We start from the raw sequence: 14,271 nt of genomic DNA, 5'->3' as shown, positions 1-14,271 counted from the left end.
ATTGTACCTGTCAACCATAATAATCTACTACAAATCAAACACAAACACTCAGAACCATGAAGACGGGGACGATAAAATGAAGAATATGAATAAAGCATTATTAGCGGGCTGTATTGCGATGGCATTCAGTTCAGCGGGATGGGCAAAGGAAATTAAAATAGCGGTTGTTGGCGCGATGTCGGGGCCTGTGGCTCAATATGGTGATATGGAATTTACAGGTGCGCGCCAAGCGATTGCAGATATTAATGCTAAAGGTGGCATTAATGGAAACACATTAGTGGCAGTCGAATATGATGATGCTTGCGACCCAAAACAAGCGGTTGCGGTAGCAAACAAAGTCATTAACGATGGTATCCGCCATGTTATTGGGCATTTATGTTCCTCTTCAACACAGCCTGCATCCGATATTTATGAAGATGAAGGCGTCATTATGATCACCCCGGCAGCAACCAATGCGGATTTAACCACGCGTGGTTACCAGATGGTGTTGCGTACAACAGGTTTGGATTCAGACCAAGGACCAACAGCCGCTAAATTTATTATGGAAGATATCAAACCAACCCGTATTGCTGTTGTTCACGACAAACAACAATATGGGGAAGGTTTAGCACGCTCTGTACGTGAAAGCCTCAATAAAGCCGGCGTTAAAGAAGTGATGTTTGAAGGGGTAACAGCGGGTGACAAAGACTTCTCTGCTTTAGTCGCAAAATTGAAAAAAGAGAATGTGGATTTTGTTTACTTTGGGGGATATTACCCAGAAATGGGGCAAATCTTACGCCAAGCTAAACAAGCTGGCTTGAATATTCGCTTTATGGGGCCTGAAGGCGTCGGTAACTCTTCATTATCGAATATTGCAGGTGATGCTTCGGAAGGCATGCTGGTAACTTTACCAAAACGCTATGACCAAGTCGCGACTAACCAACCGATTGTTGATGCCATCAAAGCGAAGAAAGAAGACCCAACAGGGCCATTTGTTTGGACAACTTATGCTGCTATCCAAGGTTTAACGACGGCAATGGAGCGTACTGGCAGCATCGAGCCTGAAGATTTAGTGAAAGACTTGAAAGCAAACCCGGTCGAAACGGTCATGGGAACATTAAGCTGGCAGCCAAACGGTGACCTGAAAGGGTTTGAATTCGGTGTATTTGAGTGGCACAAAGATGGGACATCCACCTCTGTAAAATAGTACTCAGCAGTGTTCCAGCATAGTGAATAAGAACCGGAAGTGAGTAACTTGCTTCCGGCTTCTGCTCTCTATATAGGACAAGTAGTTCGAAAGGATAGTCTTATGTCAGATCAAATTCTCTATTTTATTCAGCAACTTCTGAATGGTTTAACCCTTGGCAGTACCTATGCATTGATAGCTATCGGCTATACGATGGTATATGGCATCATTGGGATGATTAACTTTGCCCACGGCGAAGTGTACATGATAGGTAGCTATGTCTCTTTTATTGTGATCGCAGGCTTAATGATGCTTGGGATCGATATCGGCTGGATCTTGGTTGCTGCGGCCTTCATTGCGGCAATCGTGGTCTCTAGCGCCTATGGTTGGAGTATTGAACGCGTTGCTTATCGGCCAGTTCGACATTCTAAGCGTTTGATTGCGTTGATCTCTGCGATCGGGATGTCTATTTTCCTACAAAACTACGTCAGCCTGTCACAAGGTTCACGTGATTTAGCTCTACCCAGTTTGATCACAGGGCAATGGGTTCTAGGTGAAAGCGATGGTTTTGAAGCCACGGTGACTAAGATGCAATTGACCATCTGGGTGGTTACCGTGCTTGCGATGTTAGCTTTGACGCTATTTATTCGCTATTCAAAGATGGGAAGAGCCTGCCGAGCCTGTGCGGAAGATCTTAAAATGGCCAGCTTATTAGGTATTAATACCGATCGAGTTATTTCATTGACCTTCGTTATCGGTGCGGCAATGGCTGCTGTAGCTGGTGTACTGCTGGGGCAATTTTATGGTGTGATTAACCCATATATTGGCTTTATGGCAGGAATGAAAGCATTTACCGCGGCAGTGCTAGGGGGAATTGGGAGTATTCCGGGTGCTATGTTAGGCGGGTTAATCTTAGGCGTTGCAGAAGCAATGACCTCTGCATATTTAAGTACAGAATATAAAGATGTTGTATCATTTGGTTTATTGATTGGTGTGTTATTGATCATGCCAACCGGCATTCTGGGACGCCCGGAGGTCGAAAAAGTATGAGAAAAGAAAATTGGATTAATGCCGTTGTTGCTTCCTCGACTTTCTTCGTGCTGGCGCTGTTTATGATGGGTTTGCAACTTGCGCTCGATGGCACAAAACTGATCGTGACGATTGGGGATTCTGTGCGCTGGAACTGGATCATTGCGGGAATTGTGGTGATCTTTGTTTACCAATTAGTTCGCCCGACGCTCAGTAAAGTTTGGCAAGGAGTTCCTAAGAAGGCGTGGGCTATTCCTGATTTTGATGGTTCGACAACCAAGCAAAAAATTCTTGCGGTTATAATTATTATTGCTGCAATTATTTGGCCGTTTATTGTTTCTCGCGGAAGTGTGGATATTGCCACCCTAACATTAATTTATGTGATGCTAGGCTTAGGGCTAAATGTGGTTGTCGGGTTATCAGGATTACTGGTTCTTGGATACGCCGGTTTTTATGCCATCGGAGCTTATACTTTTGGTTTATTAAATCATTATTATGGTTTTGGGTTCTGGGAAAGTTTACCGATTGCAGGTTTAACCGCTGCGTTAGCGGGCTTTTTACTAGGGTTCCCTGTGCTAAGGTTACGTGGTGACTATCTTGCCATAGTGACGCTTGGCTTTGGGGAGATTGTTCGTATTTTATTACTGAATAATACCGAAATCACGGGTGGGCCAAATGGGATCAGCCAATTACCGAAACCGACGTTTTTTGGCTTGGAATTTAGCCGTACCGCGAAAGAGGGTTGGGACACCTTCCATAACTTTTTCGGCTTAGATTACAGCCCAGGTGACCGAATTATCTTCCTGTATTTTGTCGCTTTACTATTAGTGGTTTTAACCTTATTTGTTATCAATCGGTTACTGCGTATGCCATTAGGTCGTGCGTGGGAAGCATTACGCGAAGATGAAATTGCCTGCCGCTCATTAGGGTTAAGTCCAACTCGAATAAAATTAACCGCATTTACTATCAGTGCAGCCTTTGCAGGATTTGCAGGGACGTTATTTGCCGCACGACAAGGTTTTATCAGTCCAGAGTCTTTTACCTTTGTGGAATCGGCATTTGTGTTAGCCATCGTCGTTTTAGGAGGAATGGGTTCACAAACCTCCGTTATTTTAGCCGCAATTATCTTAGTTGTATCACGGGAAATGATGCGTGACCTTAACCAATACAGCATGCTGCTATTAGGGGCGCTAATGGTGCTGATGATGATCTGGCGACCACAAGGCCTATTACCGATGAAACGCCGTCAAATGCAGGTGAAAAAAGTCCCTGAAGGGGAGGGCGTATGAGCCATATAACCACGCCTTTGTTACAAGTGAATGGCTTAACAATGCGTTTTGGTGGGTTACTTGCCGTCAATAATGTTGAGTTAACTATTAATCAAGGGGAAATCGTCTCACTGATTGGCCCAAATGGGGCGGGTAAAACCACCATTTTTAACTGTTTAACCGGTTTTTATAAGCCGACCAGTGGCACGATTTTATATCGAGAAAAACATCTTGAGGGACTGACCGGGCAGGCGATTGCACACCTTGGTGTCATCCGAACATTTCAGCATGTGCGGTTGTTTAAAGAAATGACGGTAATTGAAAATTTACTTGTGGCGCAGCATCAACATTTAAAAAGTGGCATTTTTTCTGGGTTATTGAAAACCCCTGCATTTCGTCGAGCAGAGTCTGAAGCGCTTGATAATGCGGTAAAATGGCTTGAGCGTGTTGATTTACTCCCCTTTGCAAATCGCCAAGCGGGTAATTTAGCCTATGGTCAGCAGCGTCGGTTAGAAATTGCTCGCTGTATGGTCACTCGCCCTGAAATTTTAATGCTGGATGAACCTGCGGCAGGTCTTAACCCTAAAGAAACCAATGATTTGGATGACTTAATTGCTGAGTTGCGTACTCATCATAATGTTTCAATTCTATTAATTGAACATGATATGAAATTAGTCATGGGAATTTCAGATCGTATTTATGTCGTGAATCAAGGAACGCCATTGGCGAATGGCACACCGAGTGAGATTCGCCAACATCCAGATGTGATAAAAGCCTATTTGGGGGAAGCTTACTGATGCTAGAGTTTAAAAAAGTTTCTACCCATTATGGAAAAATTCAAGCGTTACATGAGATTAGCTTGAATATCCAAAAAGGTGAAATTGTGACCTTAATCGGAGCAAATGGCGCTGGGAAAACAACGTTGCTCAGTACCCTTTGTGGCGATCCACGAGCATCGGAAGGCCAAGTCATTTACCGAGGCGTGGATATCACTCAATTGCCCACTTCGAAAATTATGCGTGAAGACATTGCTCTAGTACCAGAAGGGCGGCGTGTATTTTCTCGTATGACTGTGGAAGAAAACCTCGCAATGGGGGGTTTTTTTGCTGATCGCCAGCAGTACCAAGAACGTATTGAGCGGGTTTATAAGCTATTTCCAAGGCTGTATGAGCGCCGAAGTCAACGTTCAGGAACGATGTCAGGTGGTGAGCAACAAATGCTAGCGATAGGCCGTGCTTTAATGAGCCAGCCAGAGTTGTTGTTGCTTGATGAGCCATCCTTAGGCCTTGCCCCCATTATCATTATGCAAATTTTCGATACAATCCAACAACTACGTGAAGAAGGAATGACGATTTTCCTTGTCGAACAAAACGCCAACCAAGCGTTGAAGCTCGCAGACCGTGGTTATGTGTTGGAAAATGGGCATATTGTGTTAGAAGACAGCGGTAAAGCACTTTTAGCCAATGAGGCGGTTAGAAGCGCGTATCTCGGAGGCTAAAATTTTCGTCATCCTTCACGCTGTGGCGTTGTTGGCTTCATTCAGCTACTCGGGTCTGAGATATCCTCTAGCCACAGCGGGAATGATTTAGAAAATGGCAGTAAGCTAGAAATGACAGTAAGTTAGAAACTGGCTAAGTTATTCAATTATGACCATCAGAGTGGTGGCGGTGTTGTCCATCAAGACTAACACCGCTACAGTTCGAATTGTTTTTTATTAGTTTTCTCATGTTTTTTTGATTGTAATTTTAAGTTCATCTTTATTATCATTAATGCGTTTAGAAATGCCGCTGTGATTTTTTAATTTAAGAATACCTTCATTGCTTTTAGTCAGATATGTTTTCCTTTCGATTGATATTGACAATCCCGGTAATGCACTACCAAAGTCGTCACTTGTATTTATATATTCAAAGTTTTTACTTGCTGCAATAATGCAATCGCCATTTTTTGTTTCTTTAATAATAAATGTGGTTCTCATATCCTCAGTTGAATTATCATCTTTAGACTTTTGAATCGCTTTTCTTCCTATATTGTAATGTTCGTTCTTATTTATTTGATGTAAAAAAAATGCAGGATTTGCAAGAAAGCCTTGATGCGCAATCTGCGATATTAACTGTGCGTTTTTTAATCCGAATTTTGCGCTGAGAACTCTTGCATCTTTAATTTTAACTGAATTTTCTTGTCGATATGGCGTATGTAAGTAAACATTCATTCTATTGAAATCTTTGTTGAATTTATCAGATAGGTCCCTATCAAATGTAAATCCTTCACATTCATGAAAATGGCCGAGGTGGGTAGATGTGCAACAATCATCCTTGTTAGGTTTGAATCGTTCTATTTTTTTTCTCAATATAATAGAAGTTGATATTTCATCATGAATGATTTCTTTTTTATATTTATTACTAATACTGAAATATTTTTCAATAAATGCAATGTTATTTTCTATATTCAATCCCCGTTTTTTATTTTTCACTGAAGATTTGAATAAATGCCAAAATGATTCTAATACATTATTAATCCGACTGGTAAAGTGGATGAATGAATTTTGATTTGATGTTTTACTATCAATAGTGGGCAGATTTTCGGTGGAATAGGGTACGTTTTTATTAATTTTCGTCATGAAGGCTCGCTTAGCGGTATATTTAATTTTAGGATAGGCTATCTCACGGAGGGGGTAAATTATTGCATAAATAGATATTACCTATTCAGAAGTACAATGTGATGAGATGGCAGGCGATCATCTTAAGATGATAAGGTTTCGTCATTTTAACCGTTAATTTTTCTATCCTTACGGAATGTGAAGTACCTCCCATTTCAGCTATTTGCTTGTTTCTACAATTAAATTTAAATGTATATACAACTTTTTCTCTAGAAACAGAGATCTACTCGTTGTTGTATAACTATCCGACCTCTTCCTTCTCCACACTTTGTATAAAAATTCAAATTTAAATGTATATACTTTGTGAAGTAAATGTATATATATTTAAATCATCGATAAACGCTCTCAATGAATAGATAGTATCGAGCAAGTTGATAGAAAAATAATCTGTTGATTTATAATCAATTAATTAGTTTGAAGACGCACGTGCATCACCACTAACTGGGTATCTCGCAGATTATTATAAATAAAATTGTTAATTTAATGTTAATTAAAAATGGATGATAGGGGATACAACCATGTTAAACCGTACTGACTCAACTCGAGTGATCCGCGCACCACGTGGCAGTGAGAAAACCTGTAAAAGCTGGCTGACAGAAGCGGTATACCGCATGATCCAAAATAATTTAGACCCAGATGTTGCTGAGCACCCTCAAAGCTTGGTGGTCTATGGCGGTATCGGCCGTGCAGCACGTGATTGGGAATGTTATGACAAAATTTTAGATGTGCTGACCACATTGGAAGATGACCAAACATTACTCGTGCAATCAGGTAAACCTGTTGGTGTGTTCCCTACCCATCCAGATGCCCCACGCGTGTTGATCGCAAACTCAAATATTGTTCCTCACTGGGCGAATTGGGATCACTTTAATGAGTTAGATCGCAAAGGCCTAATGATGTATGGCCAAATGACGGCCGGCTCTTGGATCTATATTGGTTCTCAAGGGATCGTTCAAGGCACCTATGAAACCTTTGTTTCGCTTGCTAAACAGCACTTTAATGGCAACGCCGCAGGGCGCTGGATCTTAACCGGTGGCCTTGGAGGAATGGGAGGAGCACAGCCATTAGCAGCAACCATGGCAGGTTTTAGCATGATAGCGGTCGAGTGCGATGAAAGCCGTATCGATTTTCGTCTAAGAACCCGTTATGTAGACAAAAAAGCGACTTCTCTTGATGAAGCATTGCAATATATCGACGATGCCAAAGCCAATGGCCAACCCGTTTCTGTTGGGCTATTAGGTAATGCGGCTGATGTTTACAGTGAATTGGTGAAACGCAATATCACCCCTGATTCAGTGACCGATCAAACGAGTGCCCATGACCCAGTACATGGCTACTTACCACAGGGTTGGACACTCGCCCAATGGCGTGAAAAACAACAAACTGCCCCTGCTGAAGTGACCAAAGCTGCGAAAAAAAGCATGGCAGTACAAGTAGATGCGATGCTAACGATGCAAAAACGTGGCTCAGCAGCTTTTGACTACGGCAACAATATTCGCCAAATGGCAAAAGATGAAGGAATTAGTAATGCCTTTGATTTTCCAGGCTTTGTTCCTGCTTATATTCGCCCGCTATTTTGTGAAGGTATTGGCCCATTCCGTTGGGTTGCGTTGTCAGGTGACCCAGAAGATATCTATAAAACAGACCAAAAAGTAAAAGAATTATTACCAGATGACAAGCACTTACATAATTGGCTCGATATGGCACGTGAGCGTATCGCATTCCAAGGGCTTCCTGCACGTATTTGTTGGGTTGGTTTAAAAGACAGAGAAAGATTAGGGCGTGCTTTCAACGAAATGGTGAAAAGTGGTGAGTTAAAAGGCCCTATTGTCATCGGTCGTGATCACTTAGATTCAGGCTCTGTTGCGAGTCCACACCGTGAAACGGAATCCATGAAAGATGGCTCTGATGCCGTATCAGACTGGCCTTTATTGAACGCACTGTTAAATACCGCAGGTGGGGCAACATGGGTCAGTTTACATCATGGTGGTGGTGTTGGCATGGGCTTCTCACAGCATTCAGGCGTCGTCATTGTATGTGATGGAACGGACGCTGCTGATAAACGTTTAGCGCGCGTTTTACATAATGACCCTGCAACGGGCGTTATGCGCCATGCAGATGCAGGTTATGACATCGCCATTAACTGTGCGAAAGAGCAAGGCTTGAACTTGCCGATGGTGAAGTAATGTCCTTTGCCGGCTGCTTAATCGGTCGGCAACTTTCTGGAATATAAGGAATTCAGTATGAATGCTGTGTTAACTCAGAAAAGACAAGGGCCACTGGCGGGGATCAAAGTGATCGACTTAAGCCGTGTGTTAGCAGGTCCTTATTGCACCGGTATGATGGCCGATCTTGGTGCTGAAGTGATCAAAATTGAAGTGCCCAACCACGGTGATGACAGCCGCCATTTAGGGCCATTTATTGATGGTGAAAGTGTTTACTATGGTTTGATTAACCGAGGTAAACGCAGTATTGAATTAGACCTTAAAGCGGATGAAGACCGAGCGATTTTATTTCAATTAGTCAAAGAAAGTGATGTGGTGGTTGAAAACTTTCGCCCTGGTGTGACTCAACGACTTGGCATCGATTTTGATAGCTTAAAGCAGCACAACCCTAAATTAATCTACGCCAGTATTTCAGGTTTTGGGCAAAACAGCCCACTTGCCAGTTACCCGGCTTATGACATTGTGGCACAAGCGATGTCAGGCCTAATGAGTGTCACGGGTTTCCCAGAAACAGGGCCAACACGTAGCGGTGAGTCAATTGGCGATGTGTGTGCAGGGATGTTTGCGTCATGGGCGATAAGCAGTGCGCTATTTGCGAGAGAGCGTCATGACGAAGCAGCACAGTATATTGATGTGGCGATGGTAGATGTCTTATTGAGCATGCAGTTAACTGGGCTTTCAAACTTATTTGCAAATGATAAGGCCCCGAGCTTAGTGGGGAACCGCCACCCAGTATCCACGCCATTTGATACCTATCAAGCAAAAGACGGTTTAGTCGTTATCGCGATTGCGAGTGAAAAGCTATTTCAACGCTTTTGCGAATGTATGGAAAAACCGCAGTTATGCCACGACCCGCGCTACGGTGATGACCCAAGCCGAACGCAGTACCAAGCTGAACTTAGAAAAGAAATCGAAAGTTGGACACGCCAAAAAACGGTTGAAGAGGTATGTGACATATTATTAAACGCGGGCGTTCCTGCTTCACCCATTCATAATTTACACCAAGCAACACAAAGTGAGCATGCCCAAGTGAGGCAAGTTCTGACGCACCTGAATGATGGGGGAACGCCTTTGGTTTCTCAACCGGTTTTTTTCAATGGAAATAAACCTCATTCAACCCGCCGTGCACCAAAATTAGGTGAGGCAAACTTAGTGTATAAGCCAGCGAGAACAACCATTAAAAATGCGGAGACGATGCAATGAGTTTTGATATTAATGAAACAGAACAAGCGGTTGTGGATGCGATAGAAAAAGTTTGTCATGACATTTTACAGCCGAATGCACAAAGATACGATGAGACAGAAACCTTTTGTGCGGAAAGTTTACAAGCGTTGGGGGAAATGGGCTGCTGGGGAATTAATTTACCTGAGCAGTATGGCGGTTTTGGTATTGGCAGTGTGGCGATGAGCAAGGTCGTGGAAGCGGTTGCAGCAGCTTGTGCATCGACGTCATCGGCTCTAACGGCGCATTTTTTGGCGACAGATTCAATTTTAATTGGTGGGACAGAAGAGCAAAAAAATCATTGGTTACCAAAAGCCGCTGCTGGGGAATTATTAGGTGCATTCGGCTTAACTGAGCCGGCTGCGGGCTCTAACCCTGCGGATATGCGTACTGTGGCTGTACGTGAAAATGGCGGATGGCGTATTCGAGGAAATAAACACTATATCACAAACGCCAAAGAGGCTGATTTTATTGTGTTATATGCTAAAACCGATGTTGAAGCGGGAGCCCGTGGCATCAGTGCATTTATGATCCCTAAAGGCACTGAAGGTGTGGCATTTTCTCAACCTGAAAAAACCATGGGGTTACGGGGTAGCACCATTTATGAATTAGCATTGAATTGTTGGCTACCTGAATCTGCATTACTGGGAGAGGAAAATAAAGGGTTCCACACCGCCATGGAAGTTTTAGATAAAGGGCGTGTTGAAGTGGCTGCAACGTCACTAGGTATTGCTCGAGCCGCGATGGAAAGTGCTTTAGGCTGGGTAAAAGAACGCCAAATTGGTAAAAAACCCTTAGCTGCATACCAAGGAACTCAATGGCGTATTGCGGATATGCACACGCAATTGGAGGCGGCTCGTATGTTGACCTGGCAAGCTGCGGAATTACGTGATTCAGGGGAGCGTTTTAGTTTGCAATCCGCTACGGCGAAATTGTTTGCTGCTGAGTGTGCGGGTTTTGTAACGGATGCAGCTTTACAGCTTCATGGCGGCTACGGCTATATTCGTGACCTCCCTCTTGAACGTTATGTGCGTGACGCACGGATTTTACGGATTTTTGAAGGGACATCAGAAATACAAAAAATTATTATTTCACGTGCTGTTTTAGAAGCCCACTAATTAATTTTAAGTATTAAATGAGTAAGCGGGACAGGCGTTTACTCGTTTATAGAGCACCACAGGAAGCACTACCTGACAACAGGATCATGGAATTAAAAACACAACAACAATCAGGTTTAAGAATGTATTTCAATTAGTTATTCAGGGTGAATAACAGATAAAACATCACCCAGCGTAATGCTTAATAACTGTACCTTACAACTGTAGTTATTGCGGTTCCATTACGATTAATTGGTTCATTCTTTAAGCCAGCCTTGCTTAAAGAGGAGTTACCATGACAGTTTCAAACGACATCGCTACAGGGCAAAAAAACCGGCAGGAGAATGTCCCCTTAATCGAAGCGCGTTCCATCGATTACATTCCAGAGTCCGAGCGCCATGGCACTTTATCGAGCCAATTCACACTTTGGTTCGGTTCTAATTTGCAAATAACGGCAATTGTAACGGGGGCCTTGGCAGTCGTGCTTGGCGGAGATGTATTCTGGTCATTAATTGGCTTGTTTATTGGCCAATTATTAGGTGGTGCGGTGATGGCCTTGCATGCGGTGCAAGGGCCGAAATTGGGGTTACCACAAATGATCTCGAGTCGTGTACAGTTTGGCGTATACGGTGCCGTCATCCCTATTTTATTAGTTTGCATGATGTATGTCGGGTTTTCTGCTAGTGGTACTGTGCTGGCAGGGCAAGCGGTTGGTCAGTTGTTACATGTGACTGATTGGGTTGGAATTATTATTTTTGGTGTGGTGATTATCGGCATTACAATTTGTGGTTATCGCATCATTCATATTTTAGGGAAAGTAGCGAGCGTTATCGGCGTGATTACGTTCTTTTATCTATTTTTCCGTCTGTTTTATATGAATGATGTTTCGGTATTACTGGAAAACCGCCATTTTAGCTGGACGAACTTTTTATTAGCGATGTCATTGTCTGCTTCTTGGCAAATTGCATTTGGGCCTTATGTTGCTGACTATTCTCGTTATTTACCGACTAAAACCCCGACAATTAAAGCCTTCTTGGCTGTGGGTTCAGGCACAGTAATTGGTACGCAAGCCTCAATGATTTTAGGGGTTTTTGCCGCAGCGCTTGCTGGCAATAAGTTTGCCGGTAATGAAGTCTCGTATATTGTGGGCTTAGGCAGCACAGGTTTAATCGCGGCGTTGCTATACATCAGTATTTTCTATGGGAAAGTGACAATAACTGCATTGAATGCCTATGGTAGCTTTATGTCTATGGCTGCGATTTGGTGTGGCTTCCGTGGGAAAAGCCAAATTTCTCGTGGCCAACGGTTGTTCTTTATTATTCTAATGGTCAGTTTTTCAACACTACTTGGGTTAGCGGGCCAGCACTCATTTTTAAAACTCTTCTCTGCTTTCTTATTGTTTTTACTTGCATTCTTTACCCCTTGGAGTGCAATTAACTTAGTTGACTACTATTGGGTCACTAAAGGTCGCTACGACGTTCCTGAACTTGCAAACCCAAATGGCCGCTATGGGCGTTGGAATAAAGTCGGGATATTCACTTACATTGCCGGTGTATTAATACAATTACCATTTATATCAACAGGTTTTTATACCGGGCCTTTAGTCGAAAAACTCAGTGGTGTCGATATTTCATGGATTGTTGGCTTAGTAGCAACAAGTATTCTTTACTATGTTGCGATTAAAAAATGGCCTATGTCAGTCGCAGATCGGTTGATATTACCGACAACAAAATAACCATTTCATAAAAAACTAGCATTAAAAAGCGTAAAAATTGAGATAGCCAGTAGCAGTGTAACTATCACTGTTACGGTTTCTCTCAACCTAAAAAACGGTTTTAGAACATTACCATACCCACCAATCGTTGAAGAATTGGGATAGGAGTTGCTATGAAAATTTTAGTCGCAGTGAAGCGAGTGATAGACCATAACGTCAAAATAAGAGTAAAAGCCGATGGTTCAGGGGTTGAATTGGCGAATGTCAAAATGGCAATTAACCCATTTGATGAAATTGCCGTCGAAGAAGCTGTGCGTTTAAAAGAGGCGGGAAAAGCAACAGAAGTGATTGCGGTTTCCATCGGTGACATTGGTTATCAAGAAACATTACGTAGTGCGATGGCGATTGGCGCTGATCGTGGGATTTTAGTCCAAAGATCTGGGGAGTTAACACTAGAGCCACTGGATATAGCGCGTTTACTTCAACAAATCGTAGAAAGGGAACAGCCAGATCTTATTTTATTAGGCAAACAAGCTATTGATGATGATTGCAATCAAATAGGTCAAATGCTCAGCGCATTATTGGATTACCCGCAAGCGACATTTGCTTCTCAAGTTAAGCTTGAAGGGCAATCACTGCAAGTTACGAGGGAAATTGACGGTGGTTTAGAAACGTTAGAAATGCCATTGCCAGCGGTCATCACAACAGACTTACGGCTCAATGAACCTCGTTATGCAACTTTACCTAATATCATGAAAGCGAAGAAAAAAACGTTAGATATTATCGATATTACTGATATGGATTTTATCCCATTAGGGCAAATTAGAACGCTTAGTGTCTCAGAACCCAAAAAACGAGCGGGGCAATGTACATTGCTAAGCAGTGCGACAGAGCTAGTCAGTGCATTACAAGCGAAAGAAGTGATTTAATCGAGGAAAATACCTATGAGCCAAATATCTGTATTAGTGGTTGTCGAGCATGATAATCAAACAATAAAAAACTCTACTTATCATAGTATTAGCGCTGCAAAACAACTTCTCACCGCAGGTGGCCATTTGCACTTATTAGTTGCAGGAAGTGAGACAGAATTGGTCGCTCAGCTAGCTGCGAGTATAAAAGGCGTGAGTAAAGTCCTAGAAATACAATCAGATAACCTTAAAAACCAACTTGCAGAACCGATGACTCATGCGGTGGTGAATATTGCAGAAGAATATACTCATTTACTGTTTCCAGCGACGACATTTGGTAAAAATATTGCCCCACGGGTTGCTGCAAAGTTAGGGATCGCACAAGTTTCAGATATTACTCAAGTTATTGATTCACAAACTTTTGTTAGACCTATTTATGCAGGGAATGCGTTAGCAACGGTACAAAACAATGGTCAGAAAGTGGTCATTACGGTGCGTAGTTCGGCATTTTCAGGAGGATATGAAACGCAAAATAGTGCTGAAATAGAGAAAGTTTCCCTTGCCGATATACCGCTGCGTAGTCAATTAAAAAGCCAATCGTTAACTCAAGTTAGCCGTGCGGAATTGAGCTCTGCAAAAGTGGTTATTTCAGGCGGGAGAGGCTTGAGCTCAGGTGAAAATTTTGCGTTATTGGAAACGATAGCTGACAAGCTAGGGGCTGCGGTTGGGGCTTCACGTGCTGCGGTAGACGCTGGTTTTGTGCCAAATGACTACCAAGTAGGACAAACAGGGAAAATTGTCGCACCTGATTTGTACATAGCTGTAGGAATTTCGGGGGCAATTCAGCATGTTGCAGGAATGAAAGAAAGCAAAGTGATCGTTGCTATCAATAGTGATCCTGAGGCACCGATTTTCCAAGTTGCGGATTATGGCATTGTTGGCGATCTGTTTGAGATCTTACCTGAATTTGACAAAGCATTGGCGTAAT

At 42.8% G+C, this 14,271-nt stretch carries 12 protein-coding genes; 11 read left to right on the top strand and 1 reads right to left on the bottom strand.

Annotated elements, in window-relative coordinates:
* The first annotated feature begins 76 nt into the window (after positions 1 to 76).
* The 5 genes from P3L44_RS17225 (at position 77) to livF (ending at position 4,960) form a co-directional block, all read left to right on the top strand.
* Positions 77 to 1,186 carry a branched-chain amino acid ABC transporter substrate-binding protein gene (locus tag P3L44_RS17225; protein ID WP_004908157.1) on the top strand — a complete coding sequence of 370 codons (1,110 nt, stop codon included), beginning with the start codon at positions 77 to 79 and terminating at the stop codon, positions 1,184 to 1,186.
* Between the two features lie 102 nt (positions 1,187 to 1,288).
* Complete coding sequence (livH, locus tag P3L44_RS17220) at positions 1,289 to 2,215, top strand: high-affinity branched-chain amino acid ABC transporter permease LivH (RefSeq protein ID WP_004258523.1); 927 nt, start codon at positions 1,289 to 1,291, stop codon at positions 2,213 to 2,215.
* Positions 2,212 to 3,483, top strand: a complete 1,272-nt coding sequence (locus tag P3L44_RS17215) for a high-affinity branched-chain amino acid ABC transporter permease LivM (RefSeq protein ID WP_140171459.1) — start codon at positions 2,212 to 2,214, stop codon at positions 3,481 to 3,483. Before livH ends, P3L44_RS17215 begins: the two co-directional genes overlap by 4 nt.
* Positions 3,480 to 4,259, top strand: a complete 780-nt coding sequence (livG, locus tag P3L44_RS17210; protein WP_272661570.1) for a high-affinity branched-chain amino acid ABC transporter ATP-binding protein LivG — start codon at positions 3,480 to 3,482, stop codon at positions 4,257 to 4,259. Before P3L44_RS17215 ends, livG begins: the two co-directional genes overlap by 4 nt.
* Entirely contained in the window at positions 4,259 to 4,960 is a 702-nt protein-coding gene (gene livF / locus P3L44_RS17205; RefSeq protein ID WP_004258508.1) for a high-affinity branched-chain amino acid ABC transporter ATP-binding protein LivF, read from the top strand. The genes livG and livF overlap by 1 nt, the downstream gene beginning before the upstream one ends.
* Positions 4,961 to 5,185: 225 nt before the next feature.
* Here livF and P3L44_RS17200 read toward each other — a convergent pair whose 3' ends face one another.
* Positions 5,186 to 6,079, bottom strand: a complete 894-nt coding sequence (locus P3L44_RS17200; RefSeq protein WP_272661571.1) for a hypothetical protein — start codon at positions 6,077 to 6,079, stop codon at positions 5,186 to 5,188.
* A 557-nt stretch (positions 6,080 to 6,636) separates the two neighbouring features.
* Between P3L44_RS17200 and hutU the strand changes: the two genes are divergently transcribed.
* The 6 genes from hutU to P3L44_RS17170 all read left to right on the top strand — a co-directional run bounded on the left by hutU (position 6,637) and on the right by P3L44_RS17170 (position 14,270).
* Positions 6,637 to 8,304 (top strand): urocanate hydratase, encoded by a 1,668-nt coding sequence (hutU, locus tag P3L44_RS17195; RefSeq protein ID WP_272661572.1) that lies wholly within the window; start codon positions 6,637 to 6,639, stop codon positions 8,302 to 8,304.
* Between the two features lie 57 nt (positions 8,305 to 8,361).
* Entirely contained in the window at positions 8,362 to 9,546 is a 1,185-nt protein-coding gene (locus P3L44_RS17190; RefSeq protein ID WP_272661573.1) for a CaiB/BaiF CoA transferase family protein, read from the top strand.
* Positions 9,543 to 10,682, top strand: coding sequence for an acyl-CoA dehydrogenase family protein (locus tag P3L44_RS17185; RefSeq protein WP_272661574.1), 1,140 nt, complete (start codon positions 9,543 to 9,545; stop codon positions 10,680 to 10,682). The genes P3L44_RS17190 and P3L44_RS17185 overlap by 4 nt, the downstream gene beginning before the upstream one ends.
* A gap of 274 nt (positions 10,683 to 10,956) precedes the next feature.
* On the top strand, positions 10,957 to 12,396 hold the full coding sequence (locus P3L44_RS17180; protein ID WP_272661575.1) for a purine-cytosine permease family protein: 1,440 nt from the start codon (positions 10,957 to 10,959) through the stop codon (positions 12,394 to 12,396).
* A 152-nt stretch (positions 12,397 to 12,548) separates the two neighbouring features.
* Positions 12,549 to 13,304 carry an electron transfer flavoprotein subunit beta/FixA family protein gene (locus P3L44_RS17175; protein WP_140171467.1) on the top strand — a complete coding sequence of 252 codons (756 nt, stop codon included), beginning with the start codon at positions 12,549 to 12,551 and terminating at the stop codon, positions 13,302 to 13,304.
* Between the two features lie 15 nt (positions 13,305 to 13,319).
* On the top strand, positions 13,320 to 14,270 hold the full coding sequence (locus tag P3L44_RS17170) for an electron transfer flavoprotein subunit alpha/FixB family protein (RefSeq protein ID WP_272661576.1): 951 nt from the start codon (positions 13,320 to 13,322) through the stop codon (positions 14,268 to 14,270).
* Position 14,271 lies beyond the last annotated feature (1 nt).

Origin of the sequence: Providencia sp. PROV175, from assembly GCF_032707045.1 — a bacterium.
GTDB lineage: Bacteria > Pseudomonadota > Gammaproteobacteria > Enterobacterales > Enterobacteriaceae > Providencia > Providencia hangzhouensis.
Note: the sequence above shows the minus strand (reverse complement) of the source record. Positions and strands in the feature narration are given on the sequence as shown.

What these genes read in the sequence shown, in the direction of transcription:
- P3L44_RS17225 (WP_004908157.1), top strand. Translation starts at nt 77, where the DNA reads ATGAAGAATATGAATAAAGCATTATTAGCGGGCTGTATTGCGATGGCA.
- livH (WP_004258523.1), top strand. Translation starts at nt 1,289, where the DNA reads ATGTCAGATCAAATTCTCTATTTTATTCAGCAACTTCTGAATGGTTTA.
- P3L44_RS17215 (WP_140171459.1), top strand. Translation starts at nt 2,212, where the DNA reads ATGAGAAAAGAAAATTGGATTAATGCCGTTGTTGCTTCCTCGACTTTC.
- livG (WP_272661570.1), top strand. Translation starts at nt 3,480, where the DNA reads ATGAGCCATATAACCACGCCTTTGTTACAAGTGAATGGCTTAACAATG.
- livF (WP_004258508.1), top strand. Translation starts at nt 4,259, where the DNA reads ATGCTAGAGTTTAAAAAAGTTTCTACCCATTATGGAAAAATTCAAGCG.
- P3L44_RS17200 (WP_272661571.1), bottom strand. Translation starts at nt 6,079, where the DNA reads ATGACGAAAATTAATAAAAACGTACCCTATTCCACCGAAAATCTGCCC.
- hutU (WP_272661572.1), top strand. Translation starts at nt 6,637, where the DNA reads ATGTTAAACCGTACTGACTCAACTCGAGTGATCCGCGCACCACGTGGC.
- P3L44_RS17190 (WP_272661573.1), top strand. Translation starts at nt 8,362, where the DNA reads ATGAATGCTGTGTTAACTCAGAAAAGACAAGGGCCACTGGCGGGGATC.
- P3L44_RS17185 (WP_272661574.1), top strand. Translation starts at nt 9,543, where the DNA reads ATGAGTTTTGATATTAATGAAACAGAACAAGCGGTTGTGGATGCGATA.
- P3L44_RS17180 (WP_272661575.1), top strand. Translation starts at nt 10,957, where the DNA reads ATGACAGTTTCAAACGACATCGCTACAGGGCAAAAAAACCGGCAGGAG.
- P3L44_RS17175 (WP_140171467.1), top strand. Translation starts at nt 12,549, where the DNA reads ATGAAAATTTTAGTCGCAGTGAAGCGAGTGATAGACCATAACGTCAAA.
- P3L44_RS17170 (WP_272661576.1), top strand. Translation starts at nt 13,320, where the DNA reads ATGAGCCAAATATCTGTATTAGTGGTTGTCGAGCATGATAATCAAACA.